Origin of the sequence: Streptomyces sp. yr375 (assembly GCF_900110755.1) — a bacterium.
Taxonomy (GTDB): Bacteria; Actinomycetota; Actinomycetes; order Streptomycetales; family Streptomycetaceae; genus Streptomyces.
Map to the genome: position 1 here is coordinate 14,993 of NZ_FOFF01000067.1, position 21,003 is coordinate 35,995.

Below are 21,003 nucleotides of genomic sequence, written 5' to 3' on the forward strand. Positions count from 1 at the left end.
GGTGACTCCTCGGCCGCCGGGGCCGTCTGGCGCCGTTGGCCGAAACCGGCCCGGTAGCAGCAGTGGAAGGAAAGCACGGTGTCCGACGAAGGACGGCTGATCGCCGGCCGATACCGCATCCTCGACCGGATCGGCCGAGGCGGCATGGCCACCGTCTGGCGCGCCCACGACCATCAGCTCGGCCGCCAGGTCGCCGTCAAGAAGTTGCACCCGCAGCCGCATCTCGACGACGACGAGCTCGCCACCCTCTTCGAGCGCGCCCGGCGCGAGGCCCACAGCGCCGCCCGGATCAGCCACCCCAATGTCGTCGTCGTCCACGACGTCGTCGACGACGAGGGCCTGCCCACCATCGTCATGGAGTACGTGCCGTCCACCACCCTCGCCGACCGGATCACGGCGCACGGCCCGGTCCCGCTCGAAGAGGTCGCCCGGATCGGCCGTGGCGTGATCGGCGCCTTGCGGGCGGCGCACCGGGCCGGGGTCCTGCACCGGGACGTGAAACCGGCCAACGTGCTGCTCGCCGAGGACGGCCGGGTGGTCCTCACCGACTTCGGCATCGCCCAGGCCTCCGAGACCTCGAATCTCACCCGGACCGGCCAACTGGTGGGATCGGTCGACTTCATGGCACCCGAGCGCCTCGTCGGCGCAACGCCGGGTCCGGAGGCCGACCTGTGGGCGCTGGGCGCGACCCTCTTCCAGGCGGTCGAGGGCCGCTCGCCGTTCCTGCGGAACACGGTGGCGCAGACGATGTACGCCATCGCCATGGAGCCGCCTCCCGAGGTGCGCGGCGCGGGGACGCTCACCCCGCTGATACAGGGCCTGCTCGCCAGCAGACCGGCCGAGCGGCTGTCGGCCGAGGACGCCGAACGCCTGCTGCGCCTGCCGGCACGCGAAACGGACCCCGCTGCCGTCGCGCCCACCACCCGCGCGACGGCCGACAACGCCGTACGTCCGCAGCCCGCCACGACCGACCTGCGGGTGCGACGGCCTCCGGGTCGCCGTTCGAGGAAGAAGGCGGTCTGGGTTGCGGCGGCGGTCGCCACGGCGCTGTTGGTGGCGGTCGCCGCGCTGATCGCCGTACCGCTGGAGCAGAACGGCACCAGCGCCACGGCGTCGGACGGCGCGCACCCGGCCGCCGCCTCCACGACGCCGCCCACGGACACGGACCCGTCCGCATCCGCGACATCCCCTGCCGATCCGGCACCCTCCGCGCGTGCCGACGCCACGTTGCCGCCGTCGACGGCCGTGCAGGAGGACTCGGAGCCGAAATCCGGTGCGACGGTCCCTCCGGTCGGCGGTGCTCTGGTGGTCGCCGCCTCGGGGAAGTGCCTGAGCGGGGGCGGCGGGACCGAGGGACTGCAACTGTTCCAGGCCACGTGCGACGGCTCGGCGGCACAGCGGTGGGAGACCGGATCGGGCGGGACCCTGCGGTCGTCGGGGAAATGCATGACCGTCGCCGGAGGGGCGACCGCCGACCGGACCGAGATCCGGCTGACCGGCTGCGACGGCGGCACCGACCAGCGATTCCACCTCGCCGGCACCCGGCTGATGGCCGATCAGTCCCAGAAGTGCGTCGACATCTTCGGGGGCGCGAGCGGAACCGGGGCGGTCCTCTGGGAATGCAACGGAAGGGACAACCAGACCTGGACACTCCGCTGACCGGGCCGCGGCACACGGGCGCGCGTCCATCCGGAGGGGTTTTGGGACGTGGCCGTAGGGCTCGGGGCGATATCTCCCGATCTGGTGGGTACTCTCGCGCTGCCACTGGCCGCGTAACGATCCAGCAGATCCAGCGGGTTCCGCAGATCCAGCAGGTTCCGCAGGTTCCGCAGATTCAGGAGAAGAGCCATCGCCGAGCAGAAGCCCGGAAAGGCAGGGGCCGCTCCGGGAAACCAGCCCCAAGAGGCCGACCAGTTGAGGAACATGCTGCGTCGGCCCGAGTACCGGCGGGCGTTGGTGTTCTGCGGCCTGATCGGGATCCCGGTGTCGTTGGTCGCGTTCTGGTTCCTCGTGCTGCTCCAACAGCTCGAGGATCTGATCTGGGTGGACTGGCCGCACGATCTCGGGTGGACGGACCCGCCCTGGTGGTGGCCCTTTCCGCCGGCTCTGCTGTCCGGTGCGGTCGTCGCCCTGGTCATCCTGCGGTTCCCGGGCCGGGGAGGACACATCCCGGCGGCGGGGCTGCACTCCGGAGGGGTGACGAAAGCCGCTGTGCCCGGTGTCGTCCTCGCCGCGTTGGCCAGCCTGCCGCTGGGCGCCGTCCTCGGGCCCGAGGCCCCGCTGATCGCCCTCGGCGGCGGTCTGGCGCTGGCCTTCCGGGATCTCGTACGGGCTCCCGCGACCGAGGCGAGCACGGCGCTGCTCGGTGCCGCCGGTGCCGCGGCGGCCATCTCCGCGATCTTCGGCAGTCCGCTGGTGGCGGCCGTGATGCTCATGGAGGTCGCCGGGGTCGGCGGACCGCAACTGTTCACGGTGATGCTCCCCGCCCTGCTGTCCAGCGGAATCGGCGCCATCGTGTTCACCGGCTTCGACCACTGGACCGGGCTGAAGACCGGCAGCCTCGACATCGGGCTGCCCGCTCCGCCGCTCCTCGACGCCGGGGACGTGCTGTGGTCGGCGCTGATGGCGGTCGTCATCGGGGCGGCCATCCACGCGGTCATGGTGGGCGGCCGGATCGCGGCGCGCTCCGTGTCCGCGCATCCGCTGCGCAACACGATGCTCTGCGCGCTCGCCGCGGCGGGCTGCGCGGCGCTCTACGCGGTCGTCACCGGCCGTTCGCCGTCCGAGGTCTCGCTGTCCGGCCAGAACGCGCTGGCGCAACTCGCCCAGCACCCCCACACGTGGTCGGTCGGCAGTCTGGTGGCGGTCCTGGCGTTCAAGGGCGTCGCGTACGCGCTCTGCCTGGGCAGCCTGCGCGGCGGTCCGACCTTCCCGTCCCTGTTCCTGGGCGGCGCGGTGGGCGTCCTGCTGTCGCCGCTGCCGGGGCTCGGCGTCGTACCCGGTATGGCGGCGGGCATGGCGGCCGCGTGCGCCGCCGCGCTGCGGCTGCCCGTCAGTACGGTGGTGCTGGTCGTCCTCATGGTGGGCAACTCGGAAACGGTGTCCGTGATCGTGCTGGCCGCCGTGGTGTCGTTCGTGACCACGGAGTTGCTGCCGCAGGGACCGGGGATTCCCGCGTTCAAGGCGCGAGTCGCAGCCCGAGCGGGTCGGCCGGCGTAGTCGCCGGGCATCCCCGACACGGCGGGGACGATCGCCGCCGTCCGCCGAAGTGCGGCGGGTTCGGTCCGGTGATGCAATGACATTCGATGCCGGCGGGAATCCGCCAGAATCCGTGACCACGCAGGGGTGAAGCCGTGAAGGATGAATTCGTCGAGATGGGACCGATCGACTATCTGGTCGTCGAGTTCCCCGGTAACCGAATGACCGGCGAAGGCCTTCCGATGCTCGTCGACCTGGTGGACCGCGGCCTCATTCGGATCCTCGATCTGATGTTTGTGAGAAAGGAAGAGGACGGCTCCCTGGTCGGTCTGGAAATCGCCGACCTCACCGGTGACGGGGCTCTGGAGCTGGCCGTCTTCGAGGGGGTGTCCTCCGGCCTGCTCGGCGAGGACGACATCCAGGAGGCGGGAGCCGCGCTGCGGCCCGGCTCCTCCGCCGGAATCCTGGTCTACGAGAACCTGTGGGCCGCGCCCTTCGCGGCCGCCCTGCGACGCGGCGGCGCCCAGTTGGTCGCCTCCGGGCGGATCCCGGTGCCGGCCGTACTGGACGCGCTGGACGCCACGGACACCACCGACCCCGGTCGACCGCCGACGTCGTAGGACGCGCGGTCGGCGAGTACTCGCCGGGTCGGCTAGTACTGGCCGGTGCGGGCTTCTCGGCCCTTTCCGACGCACAGCGCCCAGATGACGAAGGCGTCGACAGCGATCAGCACGATGGCCCAGACGGGCTGGTACGGCAGCCACATGAAGTTGGCGATCATCGACAGGCCGGCCAGCGCGATGCCGACCACCCGGGCCCACATGGCTCCGCCGAACACGGCGGCGCCGGCGAGGACGACCAGGACGCCGAGGACGAGGTGGATCCAGCCCCAGCTCGTCAGGTTGAAGTTGTAGGCGTAGTCGCGGGTGACGACGAAGACGTCGTCCTGGGCGATGGCGGCAATTCCTTGGAATATCGCCATCAGTCCGCCGAAGATCATCATGACGCCGGCGAATCCGGTCCAGCCGGCCACCCATGTTCCTTCGCCGCTGGTGCTTCCGTGTTCGTGATGCATTCCAGTCGTGGTCATTTCGGGCTCCTCCCACGCAGACCCCGCTACGGTGGTGCGGCCGCGGCCGGTCGCCCAGATATCAGCTTGCCACGAGAATCGCTGACCGGCAGAACGCCGAGATTAACGCGGGCGGCGCAACGGCCGAGGTGCGGGTAAATCCATACGGTGATGAAATGGAAAGGTCCCGTGTGTCGATAAACCCTGCGAGAAAGGAACCCGCCGTGCCAGGTCTCCTCCGCGGGGTCGCCCGTACAGCCGTAGTGGCCGGTACGGCGACCGCCGTGTCCAACCGTGTGTCCCGCCGTCAGCAGGGGCGATGGGCCGAGCAGGACAGCCGGGCGGCCGCGCCGCAGCCTGCGGCTCCCGCCGAGCCCCCACCGCCGCCTGCGGCCCCGGCCCCGGCCCCGGCGCCCGTCGACATGAGCAGCAAGATCGATCAGCTCAAGCAACTCGGGGAGCTCAAGGATCAAGGCGTCCTCACCGAGGCCGAGTTCGAGGAGCAGAAGAGCAGGATCCTCGGCTCCTGATGATCGGTGGTCAGGGCGCGCCGGTCAGGACGCGTCGGCGAGTGGCGGTCCCGGGCGGAAGCTGGCCACGAGGATGTGCAGGCTGACGACGAGCGCCCACAGCGGGAAGACCAGCTCGGACCAGGCGATGCTGCCCGTCAACAGGAGCAGCGTCAGAGCGACGAGGTAGCCGAGGAAGGCGAGCCAGCGCGGGAGGACTCCGAGCCGATGCCCGACGGTGGACGTCGTGAAGGTGAACACGGCGGCCATCCGCATCGCGTAGGTCGTCAGCAGGCTGTAGGTGACGTGACGGCCGAACGGCCACCCTTGCAGCTTGTCGCCGGACCCGGCCACGTCGGCCGTGACCAGGAGGCCGCCGGCCGCCGCCGCGGCCCCGAAGAGGGTCGCCACGAACAGCAGACCGCTGCCCAGGAAGACCATGGCGAAGAACTGGTCCTCCGCCTCTCCGATGCGTGCGCGCACCGCGCCCATGAACCACAGGAAGAAGATGCCCGCGAAGGGAACCAGGTTGAGCGCGGTCTGCACGGTACGCCGGCGCGAGGGGTCGGTGACCCAGCCGCTGCCCATGTTCCCGGGCTCGTCCGGTACCGCCACGCGGACCAGGACGATGGCCGCGGCCAGCAGCAGGGCGAAGGCGATCCCCACCACTCCCGCGGCTCGCGGAGTGCGCAGCGCCTGAAGCTTGCGTTCCATGGGCGGTCTTCCGCTCCCTCTCCCGGCCGGTGTGTCCCCGCGCGCACGCCCGGCGGGCGGCTATGACCAGCAAGCACCGGCGTACGCCGACGTGCCACCGGGACTGTCCATGCGGGTGACGTGCGCGCGTGCGCGGACACCGGGGGTCGGGGGGCCGTCACTCCGCCCACGGTGTGATCCCCCAGCGGACGGTGTGCTGTTCGCCGGGGTCGAGGGTGATGAGTCCGGTGCCACTGCGGAAGGCGTCCGGTGGGCAGGTCATCGGCTCGATGGCGACGGCGCGTCGGCGCTCCCCCGGCTGCAGGGTGTCGCCGGTGAAGAGCTGTACGTGGTCGGCGCCCTCTCCCAGCCACACGTCCGTGCCGAACGCGCCCGACGGGTGGGCCAGGCGCACCACGGCCCGCCCGTCCGCGTCCCGGTCGAGGTCGCCGAACGGGGTGTCCAGCCGGAGCGCGCCGACGACTCGGGGCGTTCGCAGGTCGTACGCGGTCCCGGCGACCGGTTCGGCGGCGACCGGCAGGCCGCGTTCGTCGGTGCGCAGCCATGTCCGTGCCGGGACGGTCAGCACCGCCTCGTCGACGACGGCGGTGCCCGCGGTGACGTAGGGATGCTGGCCGAAGCCGTAGGGCGCGGCGCGCGTGTCGAGGTTGCGGGCGGTGACGGTGACGTCGAGTCCGCGCTCGCCCAGGGCGTATGCGGCGCGGAGGTGGAGGTGGAACGGGTAGCCCGGCTGCGGCCACAGCGGAACCTCCAGGACGGCGCGCCGGTCGCTCGCCTCCACGACCTGCCAGGCGACCCACCGGAGCAGCCCGTGGATGGCGTTGCCGCCGGTCGGCTCGGTGAGCGGCAGTTGCTGCTCCTGCCCGTCCCAGGGGTAGCGGCCGTCGCGGATCCGGTTGGGCCAGGGCACCAGGAGCTGGCCGCGTCCGCCGGTGATCCGGTCCTGCTCGGCGAATCCGTCGAGGACGGTGCGCTCACCGACCGTGTACGACCGGAGGGCCGCGCCCAGTTCGACGACGACGGCGCGGTGCGGGCCGTGGCGGAGGGTCAGTTGGCGTCCGGTGCGGCTGTGCTGCACGGGTGGTCTCCTCGTCCGCCGGGTCGGCGTCCGGGGACGCCGGCGTGGTGGTGGTCCGGGGTGCCGGCCCTCCCGTCGGGAGGGTGCGACTCCGCAGGGACCCGGTCAAGCGCGACACGTGCCGGGCGGCGCGATCGCCGGGCGGGTTCGCCCGCCGGGGCCGGCGGCGTCATCTGCTGCCCGGGCTGCCCGGGGGGCCTGCGCTGCGTCGGCCGATGCGCCGCCAGACGGCCCGTTGGAATCGGATCATCAGTACCCCCACCAGGATCAACAGCACGATGTTGAGAAGGAGTTGGATCAGGGATCCGCGTGCCTCGCGCCAACTGGAGAAGGCGCAGGAGACGCCGATGTCGGCGGCGGCCGGGATGGTGGTGACCGAGATGAAGACGCCGAGCAGCGCGCTCGTCCTGGCCTGGGTGAGGGACATGATCCCGACGATGCCGGCCAGCACCGCGACGACGACGGAGAAGACGTTGGGGGCGTCGATGAGCGTGGAGACCGGTCTCAGGCCCAGGTCGAACGCCCTGGGCTGGAAGTCGAGGCCCCGGATCGCCCACGAGAAGAGGAAGGTCACCAGGACGGCCAGCAGGAATCCCGCCGTCAGGGCGAACAGGCCCTGCCGGATCCTGGTGCCGTTGCCGCGGTCGATGCCCAGCGCGACGCTGGTGATGGCGCCGTACTCCGGTCCGACGACCATCGCCGCGACGATCAGGATCTGGGAGTTGGTGATGATGCCGACCGCGCCGATGACGCCCGCGATGACCAGGTAGACGTAGAAGCTCGGCAGGTAGGTGCCCTCGGCGCGGATGCGCGCCTCCACCTCCTCCCAGACCGGCGCGTGCGCGAGCGCCCCGAGCTGCTGCTGCTCGGCGGCGGCCGCGGTGCCGGAGAAGGCCATCTCGACGGGCTCGATGACGATGGAGCCGCGCCGGTCGAGTTCCAGCGCGCGCAGACCGCGCAGCACGGCGTTGGCCGCGCCCGCGAGGATGTCGCACTCGATCGCGTCGCCGTCGGGGTTGTGCGCCAGTTCGGCGAGGACGACCAGGTTGAAGACATAGCGGTCGTCGGTGAGCAGCCGGACCGCCCGGGGAGTGAGATCAGCGGGACTCACCAGCCGGACGTGAATCATCTCCATCCGCCACCACCTCCCTACCTCACTCACCCGAAGGCCCCACCACGGTGCCCGACCGCCCGACTCCGGCCAGTAACGCCCGCCGGGCAGGCGTCGGCAAGCCGGGCCCGACGCCCGCCACCGGCGCCGTCGGCCACGTCGGCCCCCCGGCCACAGCCCGAGCCGGCCGGCGGCCCTCATCCGCCTCCGGCGGGCAAGGGTCACCCGAGTGGCCGATAGTGGACCGAGGGGGTCTTCCGAGGAGTCGGAGCTGCCATGGACCGCTACCCGCCCATCGCCGAACACGGTCTGGTCGGTGATCTGCAGACCGCCGCGCTTGTGTCGTCGCAGGGGGTCGTGGACTGGTTCGCCGCGCCGCGCTTCGACTCGCCCAGTATCTTCGCCGCGCTGCTCGACCATGACGGCGGCGGGTATCTGCGGCTGTCGCCCGAGCATCCCGAGGCGACCTGCAAACAGCTCTACTACCCCGACACGGCCATTCTGGTGACCCGGTTCATGTCGCCGGACGGCGTGGGCGAGGTGGTCGACTGCATGCCGCCGGACCGGACCCGTACCGCCACCGACCGGCACACCCTGATCCGGGTGGTGCGATGCGTGCGCGGGACCGTCGACTTCACGCTCGAATGCCGGCCGCGCTTCGACTACGGCCGGGTCGAACACCGGCTGGAACTCGGCGAGAACACCGGCCTGTTCCGGTCCCCGGGGATGGACGCGCACCTGCAGACCTCCTTCCCGCTGGAACGGGACGGCCAGGACGTACGCGGCAGGGTGACGCTGAGCGCCGGCGAGGCGGGCGGCGCGGTGTTCACCGTCTGCGCGTCCGGCGGCGAGCCGCCCGAACCGCTCACCGTCGAAGGGATCACCGCGCAGGTCGAGAACACCGGCCTGTTCTGGCAGCAGTGGCTGCACCAGTCCCGCTACCGGGGCCGCTGGCCCGAGCTGGTGCACCGCTCGGTCATCACCCTCAAGCTCCTCACCTACGCGCCCACCGGCGCCCTCATCGCGGCGCCCACCATGGGCCTGCCCGAGCAGGTCGGCGGCGAGCGGAACTGGGACTACCGGTTCACCTGGGTGCGCGACAGCGCGCTGTCCGTGCGCGCCATGCTGGACCTCGGCTTCGCCGAGGAGGCCACCGCGTTCCTGCACTGGCTGGTCGAACGGCTCCAGGAGCGCGAGGGCAAGGAAGAGGAGCCGCTCCAGACGATGTACCGGGTCGACGGCAACCCGGACCTGCCCGAGGAGACGCTCGACCACTTCGAGGGCTACCGCGGCTCCTCCCCCGTCCGCATCGGCAACGGCGCAGCCGACCAGCTCCAGCTCGACATCTACGGTGAGGCCCTCTACGCGTTGTCCCAGGGCCGCGAGATCGCGCAGCAGGCCACCTACCAGGGATGGAAGACGCTGACCAGGACGCTCGACTGGCTCGCCGAGTCCTGGGACCGGCCGGACGAGGGCATCTGGGAGACCCGCGGCGGCCGCCAGGACTTCACGTACAGCCGGGTGATGTCGTGGGTCGCCTTCGACCACGCGCTGAGCCTGGCCGACCACTTCCGCAGGCCGGCCGACCTGGAGAAGTGGCGGGGCGCCAGGGACGCCATCCTCGAACAGGTCATGGAACGCGGCTGGAGCCAACAGGAGAGCGCCTTCGTCCAGCACTACGGCGGCGACGTCCTCGACGCGTCCCTCCTGCTGATGCCGATGGTCGGCTTCATCGCCCCGAGGGACCCGGCGTGGCTGTCCACGCTCGACGCGATGGACCGCAAGCTCGTCTCCGACAGCCTCGTCTACCGCTACGACCCGGCCGCGTCGCCGGACGGACTGCGCGGCTCCGAGGGCACGTTCAGCCTGTGCACCTTCCTCTACGTCGACGCGCTGGCCCGCGCCGGACGGCTGCCCCAGGCCCGCTACACGTTCGAGAAGATGCAGACCCACGCCAACCATGTCGGGCTCTTCGCCGAGGAGATCGGTCCCAGCGGTGAGCAACTGGGCAACTTCCCGCAGGCGTTCACCCATCTGTCGCTCATCATGGCGGCCACCACCCTGGACCGGGCGCTCGACGCGGAGGAGGGGCGCTGACCCATGGTCACGCATGCCCGTCCGGCCGGACCGCCGCCGCTGACCGAGGAGGAGTTCGGCGCGCTGTACCGCCGTCTGCGCTCGCGCGCCGCCTGGGCGGCGGGCGACCGGGGCGCGCTGGCCGCGCTCACCCCGGCCCGGGTGCTGGCCGCCACCCGCGAGGCGCGGACCGGCCGTACGGTCACGCTCGCCGCGCCGGTGGAGACGCGGGCCGGCCCGGACAATCCGGAGCCCGCGCGGCACCGGATGCGCGGGCGGCCGGGCGAAGACACCGCCTCCGGGCTCCACTTCGCGCGCGACAGCTTCGCGATGAACGTGCACGGCGACGCCGACAGCCACCTCGACGCCCTGTGTCATGTGATCTACGACGGCACCCTGCACGGCGGTGGGTCCGCGAGCGGTGTCACGGCGGGCGGGGCCACGGCGCTGACCGTCGAGGCGGCGCGCGACGGGATCGTCGGACGGGGCGTGCTGCTGGACATCCCGCGGCTGCGCGGGGTGCCCTGGCTCGAACCGGGTGACCATGTGAGCGCCGACGACCTCGCCGCCGCCGAGACCGCCCAGCGGCTCCGGGTGAGAGAGGGCGACCTGCTCCTCGTGCGGGTCGGGCACCGCCGGCGGCGCGCCGAACTCGGGCCGTGGGACGCGGCACATGAGCGCGCCGGGCTGCACCCGTCGGCGCTGGAGTTCCTCGCGGACCGGCGGGTCGCGGTGCTCGGCGGCGACGGGAACAACGACACCGCCCCCAGTTCCACCGAGGGCGTCGACTTCCCCGTACACGTGCTGGCGGTCCACGCGATGGGCCTGCACCTGCTGGACTACCTTCAGTTCGAGGACCTGGCGCCGGTCTGCGAGGCGGCGGGACGCTGGTCGTTCCTGTGCGTGGTCGCCCCGCTGCGGCTGCCGGACGCCACCGGCTCGCCGGTCAACCCGATCGCCGTCCTGTGATCCCGGCGCCCGCGGTCGTGGTGGTCATGGGGGTCGCGGGCTCGGGCAAGTCCACCGTGGGAGCACTGCTCGCGCGGCGGCTCGGGGTGCCCTTCCTGGAGGCGGACGACGTCCACCCGGCCGCGAACCACGCCAAGATGGCCGCCGGTCACCCGCTCGACGACGCGGACCGCCGGCCCTGGCTGCGGTCCGTCGCCGCCTGGATCCGGGAGGCGACCGACACCGGCCGGGGCGGGGTGGTGGCGTGCTCGGCCCTCAAGCACGAGTACCGGGAACGGCTGCGCGGGGCGGGCGCGGGCACCTGGTTCCTGTATCTGGCGCTGGACCGGGCGACCGCCGACCGGCGGGTCGCGGGCCGTACGGACCACTTCATGCCCGCCCGGCTGGTGGCCTCCCAGTACGCCGCCCTCGAACCGCTGCGCCCGACCGAGCCCGGCCTGACCGTCACCGCGGTCACCGCCCCGCAGACCATCGTCGACCAGGCGACACGCGCCCTCCGGGCCTTCCGCTCGACCCGCGCCGCCCGCTCCGTCCGCGAAAGGGGGTGACCGCACACCCGCACGCCCACCCGACTCCTAGAACGGGACTTTCTCATGACCGACGATCAGCACTACGACGTCATCATCATCGGTACGGGAGCGGGCGGCGGCACGCTCGCCCACCGGCTGGCCCCCACCGGCAAACGGGTCCTGCTCCTGGAACGCGGCGGCTACCTGCCACGGGAGCGGGACAACTGGGACTCCACCGCCGTCTTCGTCAAGGGCAAGTACCGCGCCCCCGAGTTCTGGTACGACAAGCACGGCGACCAGTTCCCCCCGGAGGTCAACTACTACGTCGGGGGCAACACCAAGTTCTACGGCGCCGCGCTCTTCCGGCTGCGCCCCGAGGACTTCGGCGAACTGCGCCACCACGACGGCATCTCGCCCGCCTGGCCGATCCGCTACGAGGACCTGGAGCCGTACTACACCCAGGCCGAGCGCCTCTACCTGGTGCACGGCCGGCACGGCGAGGACCCCACCGGAGGGCCGACCAGCGCGCAGTACGCCTACCCGCCGGTCGCGCACGAGGCGCGCATCCAGCAGCTCAGCGACGATCTGGGGAAGGCCGGGCTGCACCCGTTCCACCTGCCGATCGGTGTGAACCTCACCCAGGACGAGGACGGCCGCGCCACCCACGACAGCGTCTGCATCCGCTGCGACCGCGTCGACGGCTTCCCCTGCCTGGTGGGCGCGAAGTCCGACGCGCAGGTGATCTGCGTCGACCCGGCGCTCACGTACGACAACGTCACGATGGTCACCGACGCCAACGTACGACGCCTGGAGACCGACCCGACCGGACGCACCGTCACCAGGGTCGTCGCCGAATTGAAGAACGGGGTGACCGAGGGGTTCAGCGCCGACCTCGTGGTGGTCGCGGCCGGCGCGGTCAACTCGGCCGTCCTGCTGCTGCGTTCGGCCAACGACCGGCATCCCGGCGGGCTGGCCAACAGCTCCGACGTGGTGGGGCGGCACTACATGCGGCACAACAACCTGGCGCTGATGGCGGTGTCGAAGGAGCCGAACCCCACCAGGTTCCAGAAGACGCTGGCGCTGAACGACTGGTACCTGGGCGCGGACGACTGGGAGTATCCGCTCGGCGGCATCCAGATGCTCGGCAAGTCGGACGCCGACCAGATCCACGGCGAGGCACCGCGCTGGGCGGGCGCCGTCATGCCCGACATGCCCTTCGAGGTACTGGCGCACCACGCCGTCGACTTCTGGCTGTGCGGTGAGGATCTTCCGCTGCCCGACAGCCGGGTCACCCTCGACCAGGACGACGCGATCCACCTGGCGCTCGACGAGAAGAACAACGTGGCCGGGCTGAAGCGGCTCCAGCACAAGCTGCGCGGGATGCTCGGGCATCTGGGCATGCACGAGCACCATCTGCTGGATCACAGCATCTACCTGCACAAGGGGATGCCGATCGGCGCCACCGCACACCAGGCGGGCACCGTGCGGTTCGGCGACGACCCGCGCAGTTCGGCCCTCGACGTCAACTGCAAGGCCCACGACCTCGACAACCTCTACGTCGTGGACACCAGCTTCTTCCCCAGCATCGGCGCGGTGAACCCGTCGCTGACCGCCATCGCCAACGCCCTGCGGGTCGGCGACCACATCGCCGCCCGGCTGGGCTGACCAGGACACCCGACGAGGGCACCTGACGAGGACGCTTCTACAGGTCGGCGTCGGTGAGCTCCTCCAGCTCGCCCATCGTGTCGAGCCGGTAGAGCAGCACCAGCGCCGGGCCGACCAGCACGATCGCGATGCCGGTGACGATCATCAGCCAGCGCAGGGTGTGCGCGGCGCCGGCCGCCTCGGCGACCGTCAGCGAGGTGGGCAGCGCGTACGGCCGCTGCGCGAAACCCCAGGCGCCGACGACCAGGGCGACGCTCGCCACCGAGGTGTAGCGGGACCAGCCGTGGGCCCTGCGCAGCAGGAGCAGCACCGTGGCCAGCCCGCAGACGGCGGCCAGGACGATCAGCGTCAGCCCCCAGCCCCCGGTGAGGCCGTCCCAGACGTACCGGGCGTCGTCGTGGGTGACGGGCAGCCCGATGAGCGCGAGGACCACGACGGCGCCGAAGGCGATCAGCGCCCGCAGCCGGAAGTAGTCGACGAGGTCGTGCTCGCCGAACCGCAGGGCGTCGGAGCAGAGGAAGACCGCCCCGAGGAACGCGGTGGCGGCGATGGCCAGCAGTCCGGTGAGGACGGAGGTGCCGTTCGCCCAGGCGTCGGCGGAGGCGGTCGTGCCGACCGCGACCCGGCCGGCGGCGATGCCGCCGAGCACCGTACCGAGGAAGAACGGCGTCATCAGGGACGCGACGGCGAACACCGCGCCGTAGACCCGCTGTTGGGCCAGGCGGCGGGTCGGCTTGCGCAGGGCGAAGCCGGCGCCGCGGAGCACCAGGCCGACGGCGGCGAGGGCGAGCGGCAGCCACATCGCGGAGAAGACGGCCTGGAACATCGTCGGGAAGCCGGTCCACATGATGACCAGGACGAAGATCAGCCAGACGTTGTTGACCTCCCAGACCGGTGCCATGGCGTGGTCGATGAGCCGGCGGGGCCGCTTGCCGCGCTCCGCGCCGCCGGCCAGGAGGTCCCAGAAGCCCGCGCCGTAGTCGGTGCCGCCGGCGCAGGCGTAGGCGGCGATCGCGAGCACCATCACCCAGGCGACGAACGAGGCCATCACGACGCACCGCCAGACGTGTGGTCGGGCGCCGCACCGGTGGCCGCGGGCTCGGGCTCGCTTCGGGGCCCGTACGGGGTGTCGGTCTCCGGGGGCGGTTCGGCGCGCGCGGCGGCCGTGCCCTCGTCGGCGATGCGCCAGCGGGTGCGCATCTTCAGGACGACGGCGAGGAACGCGGCGAAGACGGCCACGTACACGACGACGACGATGCCGAGCATCGCCCACAGCGATCCGGCGCGGGTGCTGGTCACCGCCTCGGAGACGCGCATGTGCTGGTAGACGATCCAGGGCTGGCGGCCGACCTCGGCGGTGATCCAGCCGCACTCGACGGTGATCAGGCAGGCGGCTCCCGCGAGCGCGGCGCAGCGGTAGAACCAGCGGCTTCGGGGGTTGTCCCGGTGTCGCCACCAGGACCAGGCGTACCAGAGCGCGAGCAGGATGAGCACGCTGCCGACGGTGACCATGATGTCGAAGGCCCAGTGGGCGATGGTGGCCTGGGTGGCCGTCGGGCGGTCGTTCGCCGCGACCGACGACAGGCCCGTCACCTTGGTGTCGGGGCTGAATCCGGCGAGGATCGAGTCGAGTTGGGGGATCTTGAGGCCGCCGGAGATCGTCCCGTCGGGGTGCAGCCGGCCGAACATGTACTCCGGTACGTGGGTGTCGGTCTTCCAGACGATCTCGGTGGCGGCGAACTTGATCGGCTGCTTGTGGAAGACGGCGCGCGCGGCGGAGTCGCCGAGCATGAACTGGACCGGGGTGAGGACCGCGGCGACCGTGAACGGCACGGTGAAACCGAGCCGGTGGTAGCGGTCGCGGCGGCCGCGCAGCCAGCCCACCGCGTACACGCCGGCGACGACGTACCCGGCGGTCAGCAGCATCGCGGCCACGAAGTGCCAGTACTGCGGGCCGAACATCGGGGTGAAGATCGCCTGTCGTACGTCGACGTGGACCGGCTTGCCCTGGGCGTCGAGGCCGAACCCCTGGGGGGTGTTCATCCAGGAGTTGGCGGCGATGATGCCGAACGCGCCCATCAGGGCGGTCAGCGGCAGCGGTACGGCGAGCCAGAAGTGGGTCCAGGGCTTGAGGCGGCGCCAGCCGTAGAGGTAGATCGCGATGAGGACGGCCTCCAGGAAGAACGCCCATGCCTCGATGCCGAACCCGAGGCCGAAGACGTCTCCCCAGCGGCCCATCATGCCGGGCCACAGCAGGCCGAACTCGAAGGACAGCACGGTGCCGGTGACGACGCCGATGGCGAACTGGACGGCCATCACCGCCGACCAGCGCCGGGCGAGGGTGAGGGCGACGGGGTCGCCCCGGCGCAGCCCCCGGTGGTGCATCAGCAGGGTGATGAACGGCAGGGCCACCCCGAACGGGACCAGCAGGATGTGCGAGGCCAGGGTGAAGGCCATCAGCTCCCGGGCCGGCAGGAGTTGGGCCGGGGTGCTGTTCGCCACAAGGACGGCGGTGCTGAGCATGTGCGCCTCGATGGTCTGCCCTGCGGGGAGCGGAGGGGTGGGGAGTTATGGGTGGGCCGTCGGCGCTTCGGCGTCGGGCAGGGTGAAGGCGCGTTCGCGGCGGGAGCCGGTGGCGAAGGCGACGGACCAACTGAGCACCGCGCCCAGCCTGTTGCGGAACCCGGTGAGGAAGGCCAGGTGGATGAAGAGCCAGGCGAGCCAGCCGGTGAAGCCCGACAGATGCACCGGACCGGCCTTGACGACGGCCCGGCCCCGGGAGATGTAGGCGGCGCTGCCGAGATCGACGTACCTGAAGGGCTTCGGCTTCTTCGTCCGGCCCTCGACGACGTGGCGCACGCTGCGGCCGGCGTACGCGCCCGACTGCATGGCGACCTCGGCGAGGCCCGGCAGCCGGTCCAGGCTCATCACGTCACCCGTGACGCGGATCTCGGGATGGCCGGGGAGGGTGAGGTCGGGTCCGACGAGGAGGCGTCCGGCGCGGTCCTGTTCGGCGCCGGTCGTCCGGGCCAGCGCGGCGGCGATCGGCGGTGCTTCGACGCCCGCCGTCCACAGCACGGTGCGGGCGTCGAAGCGGGTGGTCGCGCCGTCGTGGCCGCGTACGGTCAGGCCGTCCGCGTCGAGGTCGGTGACCGTCGTGCCGAGGTGGAGTTCGACTCCGAGAGACCGCAGGGTGCGGGCCGCGCGGTCGGCCAGGCGGGGGCCGAACGCGCCCAGCACCGCGTCGGAGCCCTCGAAGAGCAGCACCCGGGCCTTGGCGGAGTCGATCCGCTGGAACTCGCGGTCGAGGGTGTGGCCGGCGATCTCCCGGATCTGTCCCGCGAGTTCGACACCGGTCGGCCCGCCGCCGACGAGCGCGAAGGTGAGCCAGCGCTGCCGTTCCCGGTCGTCCGCCGCCGTCTCGGCCATCTCGAACGCGCGGTAGATCCGTCGGCGGATGTCGAGCGCGTCGTCCAGGGACTTCATGCCGGGGGCGTGCGCGGCGAACTCGTCGTGCCCGAAGTAGGACTGCCGCATGCCGACCGCGACGATCAGGTCGTCGTAGGGCAGCGTGAGGGTTCCGCCGTCGGGTCGGCGGGCGTGGACCAGCCGGGCGGCCGCGTCCACGTCGGTGGCTTCGGCGAGCACGCAGCGCACGTTGTGGTGGCGGCGCAGGACGCCGCGGAGGGGTTGGGCGATCTGCCCCTCGGACAGGATGCCGGAGGCGCACTGGTACAGCAGCGGCTGGAAGAGGTGGTGGGCGCGGCGGTCGACCACGGTCACCGCGACCGGTGACTTCCGCAGGGCGCGGGCGGCGAACAGTCCCGCGAACCCTCCGCCGAGGATCACCACCCGGCGGGGCGTGACGTGATCCTGCATCGGCGCTCAGCCTCCGGTGGCGAAGCCGGGGAAGAGGGTCATTCCGCCGTCGACGTAGAGGGTGGTGCCGACGACGTAGTCGAGCAGGTCGGACGCGACGGCGACGACGGCGTTGGCGATGTCGTCCGGGTCGCCCACACGGCGGTAGGGGATCAGGCGCAGGAGTTCGGCCTCGGCCTCGGGGGTGGACCAGGCGTCGCGGTTGATGGGCGTGCGGATGGCGCCGGGCGCGACCGCGTTGACCCTGATCCGCTGGGGGGCCAGTTCCTGGGCGAGGGTCTGCATCAGCATGCCCACTCCGCCCTTGGAGGAGGCGTAGTTGACGTGCCCCGACCACGGGATGATCTGGTGGACCGAGCTCATGCAGATGATCTTGCCCGCCGACCGGGAGACCTCCTCCACGACGCCGCGCCGGATGAACTCCTTGGCGGCCTCCCGCGCGCACAGGAACTGGCCGGTCAGGTTGACGTCGATGACCTTCTGCCACTGGGCGAGCGTCATGTCCGTGAGGGCGGCGTCGCGCTGGAGGCCGGCGTTGGCGACCATGATGTCGATGGTGCCGAACTCCTCGACCATCCGCGCGACCATGGCGGTCACCTGGTCCTCGTCGGACACGTCGGCCTGGTGGGCGTAGGCGCGGACGCCGAAGCTCTCGATCTCCTTGACGACGTTGTCGGCCTCGTGCTCGCCGACGACGTAGTTCACGACGACGTCCGCGCCGGCCCGGCCCAGGGCGACGGCGGTCGCCAGGCCGATGCCCGAGTTGGCGCCGGTGACCAGTGCTTTCTGGCCCTTGAGGAGCTGTGCGGACGTCGTCCCGCGGTTCTCGACTCTTGTTGCCACCACGATCTCTCCTTGGGCGGTCATGAGGAAGGCCGGCACGCGGCCGGCCGTCAGGACGGACACCGGGGCCGTCGGCTGCCCGGTCACCCGGCCTCCAGACGAAAGCACCCCGCGCCGCGCGCCGGACCGACCGGCACGCTGGGCCGCCGATCTCGGCGCGGCACGTCACACGGTCGGGCTACGAGGAGCGCACGACACGGCCCGGGTCGGCTCGGCTCCTCAGCTCAGTGCCAGCTCGCGCAGCCGCCGCCAGTCCATGGGGGGTCTCGTCCGGGGCACGCCGGGGCGGTGGCGCGGTACGCGTACGCGCAGCGCCCGGGGGCGGATCGTGCAGCGTACGGGGGTCGGCAGGGTCAGGGCCTCGCCGTCGACGCCGGCCTCGATCTCGGGCCCGTCCGCGTCGATGACGACCTCCTGGGCGGTCAGGGCGGTGAGGCCGGGCGCGTGCCTGCCCGCGAGCAGCTCGGCCGCCTGCGCCGCGTCGTCGACGGTGACGCCCAGGACACCGAGGGCGCCCGAGTCCAGGACCTCGCGGCGGCCGAGACCGGCGAGGTCGCCCATCCGGTAGGGGTTGTTGCTGACGAGGACGGCCTGCGGCCCGTCGATGGCGGTGTCGGCGGCGCGGACGGCGAGCCGGGGGCCGCGCCGGTGGGTCAGCAGGTCGGGAAGCGTGCGCAGGACGGTGCGGACCTTGTCGTCGCGGTAGGCGGGGCTCTGCACGACGGCCGCGTAGGTGCCGAAGGACGCGTTGTTGACGAAGGCCCGCTCGCCGATGAACCCGATGTCGACGCGGAGTTCGACGCCGTCGGTGAGCGCGTCCAGGCAGGTCGACGGGTCGTCGCGGTCCAGGCCGAGGTCGAGGGCGAAGTGGTTGCGGGTGCCGGCCGAGATCACCATGAAGGGCAGGCCGTGGCGGGCGGCGACCCCGGCGACCAGGGCCTGGGTGCCGTCACCGCCCGCGACGCCGAGGAGGTCGGCGCCGTCTTCGACCGCTTTCTCGGCGAGGGCGACCACGTCCTGCTGATGCGCCGTGTCCAGCAGGAGGACGTCCGCGTCGAGCGCCTCGGCCTTCTCCCTGAGGTGGAACCTGCCGACCTTTCCGCCGCCCGATCGTGGATTCATGATGAGGAACGGGCGCTCGGGAGGCGCGGTCCGCGTCTCCGGGGGCCCGGCCGGCGCGCCGTCCGCGCCGAGTGCCGCTCCGCCGGCGGCGACGCCGAGGGCCCACAGGGCGAGGGAGAGGAGTACGACCCACAGCAGCTCCGCCCACGCGTAGAGCGCGAGCACCGCGAGCGGGGCGACGACGGCCAGGGTGAAGGCGAGCAGCCTGCCGATGCCCCGCAGGGTCAGTGCCCACCACAGGCCCGCCGCCGCCAGGGCGAACCCGGCCAGCCCGGCGCCCAGCAGCGCGACGCTCCTGATTCCGGCGAACACGAGCAGGACCACCACCGCGGCGAGCCCCGCCGCGAGGGCGAGACGTGCGGACCAACGCCGTACGGGGCGAGCGCGCGCCCCGGAGTCCCTGTGCATGGAACCTCCCGCCGGTCACGGGTGCGGCGGCGGCACCGCCGTGCACGCGCAAGCACCCCCTCCAGCACTGCCATTGCACCACCCGGCGGTGCCCGCCGCATGTGCGCCGTCTCGCCCGTACGGCCCATCTGGGCGGGCCGTATCGCCGTGGAGCGGCGGAAATGGAGGCAGGCCGATCCCCCAGGAGCCCTGGAGCCCCCATGACCAGCCCGCACGAGCCGTCCGAGCCCGCTGCCGTACCGGAGGGGGGCGCGGGTGGCGCTGCGGGGCACCCGCCCGAGCACGGCTCGGCGGCCACGCGGATCGCGCGGAACACCGTCTCGGCGGTGCTCATCGTGCTCACCTGCATCCTGGTGCCGATCGCGCTGCTCACGGTGTGGGTGCACGACATCGCGCTGGACACCGACCGGTACGTGCAGACCGTCAAGCCGCTCGCCTCCGATCCGGCGATCGAGGACGCGGCAGTCAAGCGCATCACCCACGCGGCGGACGTACGGGTGAACGGCAGCCGGGCCGCCGCGGACATCGCCGCCTGGCTCCAGTCGCAGGGGCTGCCGCCCCGCGCCGCGCAGGCCGTGAAGGGGCTGGGCCCGCAGCTCGACGCCGCGGTCAACGACACCGTCGAGAAGGTCGCCACCCGCTTCGTGCAGAGCGACCGCTTCGAGCGGATCTGGACGAACGTCAACCGGGACGCCCACGCCGCGGTCGTGCACGCGCTCACCGGCAAGGGCCGGGGCGCCGTGGGCGTGAACGGCGGGACGGTCACGCTGAACGTCGGGGAGGCCGTCGACCAGGTCAAACAGGCGCTCGTGAACGCCGGGCTGGCCCCGGCCGCCAAGATCCCCGAGGTCGACAAGACGATGGTGCTGTTCCAGTCCGACCAGTTGGGGAAGATCCGCAAGGGCGCTCACCTGCTGGACGTGATCGGGAACTGGTTCCCCGTGATCGTCGTGGTGCTCGGCGCGGCCGGGGTGCTGCTGGCCCACCGGCGTCGCCGGGCGCTGGCCCGGACGGCGCTGGGCGCGGCCTTCGCGTGCCTGGTGGTGGCCATCGTCCTGGTCGTCGCACGCCGCTACTACCTGGACCATCTCCCGCCCCAGGTGCAGTCGAAGGCCGCCGCGGCAGCCGTCTTCGACACCCTGCTGCGCTTCCTGAAGGTGAGTCTGCGCACGGCGATCGTGCTCGGCGTGATCATCGCGCTGGGCGCCTATCTGATCGGCCCCGGACGACTGCCGCGCGCGGTGCGGGGCACCTCCGAGCGCGCCGCGGGCTCCGCCGCCCAGTGGGCGTACGCCCATCAGGTCCGCACCGGCCGGGTGGGCACCTGGACCCAGGCCCACCGCCGGTGGATCGCGCTGGCCGCCCTGCTGATCGTGGCCGTGGTCTTCGCGTTCTGGAACCATCCGACGGCGCTGACCATCGTGCTGCTGGTCGTCATCCTGCTGGCCGTCCTCGCCCTGCTCGCCCTCCTGGCCGCCACCGGCCGCGCCACCGCCGACGCCGAGCGGACGGCCCGGTCGCGCCCGGAAGGCCAACGGTGACGCCGGGCTCGTGGCGAGGCACGGCACCCGTGGGGCCCGTAGGCCCATCGGCCCGTAGGCCCATCGGCCCGTAGGGGTCAGGCGAACAGGCCGCGTGACAGACGTCATTGACAAGCCGAATCCGCCAAGGTTGTCATGTGCACATGATTCGACCCCCTGGACCCCGCCGCCCGCGGCGAGCCGACCGGACCGCTCCCAGCGCCGGTCACGGCCCCAGCGCAAAGGGCGGGCGGCTGCCATGGACGTACGGTCACTGACCGGGCGCAGCGAGCTGCTCGACACCGCACGGGCCGGGTTGACGGCCCGTCCCGG

18 protein-coding genes are annotated in these 21,003 nt (G+C 72.1%); 9 read left to right on the forward strand and 9 right to left on the reverse strand.

Annotated elements, in window-relative coordinates; all coding sequences use genetic code 11:
* The first annotated feature begins 78 nt into the window (after window positions 1-78).
* The 3 genes from BMZ82_RS36610 (at window position 79) to BMZ82_RS36620 (ending at window position 3,818) form a co-directional block, all read left to right on the forward strand.
* The gene (locus BMZ82_RS36610) at window positions 79-1,659 is read left to right on the forward strand and encodes a serine/threonine protein kinase (protein ID WP_093781712.1); all 1,581 of its coding nucleotides are present in this window, start codon (window positions 79-81) and stop codon (window positions 1,657-1,659) included.
* A 264-nt stretch (window positions 1,660-1,923) separates the two neighbouring features.
* Window positions 1,924-3,219, forward strand: coding sequence for a chloride channel protein (locus BMZ82_RS36615; protein ID WP_093781713.1), 1,296 nt, complete (start codon window positions 1,924-1,926; stop codon window positions 3,217-3,219).
* A 155-nt stretch (window positions 3,220-3,374) separates the two neighbouring features.
* Window positions 3,375-3,818 carry a DUF6325 family protein gene (locus BMZ82_RS36620; protein ID WP_093781714.1) on the forward strand — a complete coding sequence of 148 codons (444 nt, stop codon included), beginning with the start codon at window positions 3,375-3,377 and terminating at the stop codon, window positions 3,816-3,818.
* Window positions 3,819-3,850: 32 nt separating this feature from the next.
* Here the strand turns inward: BMZ82_RS36620 and BMZ82_RS36625 are convergent, their stop codons facing one another.
* On the reverse strand, window positions 3,851-4,288 hold the full coding sequence (locus BMZ82_RS36625) for a DUF7144 family membrane protein (protein ID WP_093781715.1): 438 nt from the start codon (window positions 4,286-4,288) through the stop codon (window positions 3,851-3,853).
* A 203-nt stretch (window positions 4,289-4,491) separates the two neighbouring features.
* Between BMZ82_RS36625 and BMZ82_RS36630 the strand changes: the two genes are divergently transcribed.
* A complete protein-coding gene (locus BMZ82_RS36630; protein ID WP_093781716.1) occupies window positions 4,492-4,797 on the forward strand; it encodes an SHOCT domain-containing protein in 306 nt (101 codons plus the stop codon).
* A gap of 24 nt (window positions 4,798-4,821) precedes the next feature.
* On the opposite strand, the gene BMZ82_RS36635 is transcribed toward BMZ82_RS36630, so the two are convergent.
* The 3 genes from BMZ82_RS36635 to BMZ82_RS36645 all read right to left on the reverse strand — a co-directional run bounded on the left by BMZ82_RS36635 (window position 4,822) and on the right by BMZ82_RS36645 (window position 7,703).
* Window positions 4,822-5,490 (reverse strand): hypothetical protein, encoded by a 669-nt coding sequence (locus tag BMZ82_RS36635; protein ID WP_093781717.1) that lies wholly within the window; start codon window positions 5,488-5,490, stop codon window positions 4,822-4,824.
* Window positions 5,491-5,647: 157 nt separating this feature from the next.
* Window positions 5,648-6,568 (reverse strand): aldose 1-epimerase family protein, encoded by a 921-nt coding sequence (locus BMZ82_RS36640; protein WP_093781718.1) that lies wholly within the window; start codon window positions 6,566-6,568, stop codon window positions 5,648-5,650.
* A 169-nt stretch (window positions 6,569-6,737) separates the two neighbouring features.
* Window positions 6,738-7,703 carry a DUF389 domain-containing protein gene (locus BMZ82_RS36645; protein WP_093781719.1) on the reverse strand — a complete coding sequence of 322 codons (966 nt, stop codon included), beginning with the start codon at window positions 7,701-7,703 and terminating at the stop codon, window positions 6,738-6,740.
* A gap of 252 nt (window positions 7,704-7,955) precedes the next feature.
* Between BMZ82_RS36645 and BMZ82_RS36650 the strand changes: the two genes are divergently transcribed.
* The 4 genes from BMZ82_RS36650 to BMZ82_RS36665 are packed head-to-tail and all read left to right on the forward strand — an operon-like array spanning window position 7,956 to window position 12,898.
* Window positions 7,956-9,776 (forward strand): glycoside hydrolase family 15 protein, encoded by a 1,821-nt coding sequence (locus BMZ82_RS36650; RefSeq protein ID WP_093781720.1) that lies wholly within the window; start codon window positions 7,956-7,958, stop codon window positions 9,774-9,776.
* A gap of 3 nt (window positions 9,777-9,779) precedes the next feature.
* Window positions 9,780-10,724 carry a cyclase family protein gene (locus tag BMZ82_RS36655; RefSeq protein WP_177244848.1) on the forward strand — a complete coding sequence of 315 codons (945 nt, stop codon included), beginning with the start codon at window positions 9,780-9,782 and terminating at the stop codon, window positions 10,722-10,724.
* Window positions 10,724-11,272, forward strand: a complete 549-nt coding sequence (locus tag BMZ82_RS36660; protein WP_256252304.1) for a gluconokinase — start codon at window positions 10,724-10,726, stop codon at window positions 11,270-11,272. The genes BMZ82_RS36655 and BMZ82_RS36660 overlap by 1 nt, the downstream gene beginning before the upstream one ends.
* Before the next feature lie 45 nt (window positions 11,273-11,317).
* A complete protein-coding gene (locus tag BMZ82_RS36665; protein WP_093781721.1) occupies window positions 11,318-12,898 on the forward strand; it encodes a GMC oxidoreductase in 1,581 nt (526 codons plus the stop codon).
* Window positions 12,899-12,935: 37 nt separating this feature from the next.
* On the opposite strand, the gene BMZ82_RS36670 is transcribed toward BMZ82_RS36665, so the two are convergent.
* The 5 genes from BMZ82_RS36670 to BMZ82_RS36690 all read right to left on the reverse strand — a co-directional run bounded on the left by BMZ82_RS36670 (window position 12,936) and on the right by BMZ82_RS36690 (window position 19,150).
* Window positions 12,936-13,946 (reverse strand): cytochrome d ubiquinol oxidase subunit II, encoded by a 1,011-nt coding sequence (locus BMZ82_RS36670; protein ID WP_093781722.1) that lies wholly within the window; start codon window positions 13,944-13,946, stop codon window positions 12,936-12,938.
* Window positions 13,946-15,421, reverse strand: coding sequence for a cytochrome ubiquinol oxidase subunit I (locus tag BMZ82_RS36675; protein ID WP_093781723.1), 1,476 nt, complete (start codon window positions 15,419-15,421; stop codon window positions 13,946-13,948). The genes BMZ82_RS36670 and BMZ82_RS36675 overlap by 1 nt, the downstream gene beginning before the upstream one ends.
* 45 nt (window positions 15,422-15,466) lie before the next feature.
* On the reverse strand, window positions 15,467-16,777 hold the full coding sequence (locus BMZ82_RS36680; protein ID WP_093781724.1) for an NAD(P)/FAD-dependent oxidoreductase: 1,311 nt from the start codon (window positions 16,775-16,777) through the stop codon (window positions 15,467-15,469).
* A gap of 6 nt (window positions 16,778-16,783) precedes the next feature.
* Entirely contained in the window at window positions 16,784-17,644 is an 861-nt protein-coding gene (locus BMZ82_RS36685) for an SDR family oxidoreductase (protein WP_256252305.1), read from the reverse strand.
* Between the two features lie 195 nt (window positions 17,645-17,839).
* A complete protein-coding gene (locus BMZ82_RS36690) occupies window positions 17,840-19,150 on the reverse strand; it encodes a diacylglycerol/lipid kinase family protein (protein WP_093781725.1) in 1,311 nt (436 codons plus the stop codon).
* Window positions 19,151-19,350: 200 nt separating this feature from the next.
* On the opposite strand from BMZ82_RS36690, the gene BMZ82_RS36695 reads away from it, so the two are divergent.
* Window positions 19,351-20,691 (forward strand): hypothetical protein, encoded by a 1,341-nt coding sequence (locus BMZ82_RS36695; RefSeq protein WP_093781726.1) that lies wholly within the window; start codon window positions 19,351-19,353, stop codon window positions 20,689-20,691.
* Window positions 20,692-21,003 lie beyond the last annotated feature (312 nt).

Coding starts and splice junctions, on each gene's coding strand:
- BMZ82_RS36615 (WP_093781713.1), top strand. CDS start 1,924: ATGCTGCGTCGGCCCGAGTACCGGCGGGCGTTGGTGTTCTGCGGCCTG.
- BMZ82_RS36620 (WP_093781714.1), top strand. CDS start 3,375: ATGGGACCGATCGACTATCTGGTCGTCGAGTTCCCCGGTAACCGAATG.
- BMZ82_RS36625 (WP_093781715.1), bottom strand. CDS start 4,288: ATGACCACGACTGGAATGCATCACGAACACGGAAGCACCAGCGGCGAA.
- BMZ82_RS36635 (WP_093781717.1), bottom strand. CDS start 5,490: ATGGAACGCAAGCTTCAGGCGCTGCGCACTCCGCGAGCCGCGGGAGTG.
- BMZ82_RS36645 (WP_093781719.1), bottom strand. CDS start 7,703: ATGGAGATGATTCACGTCCGGCTGGTGAGTCCCGCTGATCTCACTCCC.
- BMZ82_RS36650 (WP_093781720.1), top strand. CDS start 7,956: ATGGACCGCTACCCGCCCATCGCCGAACACGGTCTGGTCGGTGATCTG.
- BMZ82_RS36655 (WP_177244848.1), top strand. CDS start 9,780: ATGGTCACGCATGCCCGTCCGGCCGGACCGCCGCCGCTGACCGAGGAG.
- BMZ82_RS36665 (WP_093781721.1), top strand. CDS start 11,318: ATGACCGACGATCAGCACTACGACGTCATCATCATCGGTACGGGAGCG.
- BMZ82_RS36670 (WP_093781722.1), bottom strand. CDS start 13,946: ATGGCCTCGTTCGTCGCCTGGGTGATGGTGCTCGCGATCGCCGCCTAC.
- BMZ82_RS36675 (WP_093781723.1), bottom strand. CDS start 15,421: ATGCTCAGCACCGCCGTCCTTGTGGCGAACAGCACCCCGGCCCAACTC.
- BMZ82_RS36680 (WP_093781724.1), bottom strand. CDS start 16,777: ATGCAGGATCACGTCACGCCCCGCCGGGTGGTGATCCTCGGCGGAGGG.
- BMZ82_RS36685 (WP_256252305.1), bottom strand. CDS start 17,644: ATGACCGCCCAAGGAGAGATCGTGGTGGCAACAAGAGTCGAGAACCGC.
- BMZ82_RS36690 (WP_093781725.1), bottom strand. CDS start 19,150: ATGCACAGGGACTCCGGGGCGCGCGCTCGCCCCGTACGGCGTTGGTCC.
- BMZ82_RS36695 (WP_093781726.1), top strand. CDS start 19,351: ATGACCAGCCCGCACGAGCCGTCCGAGCCCGCTGCCGTACCGGAGGGG.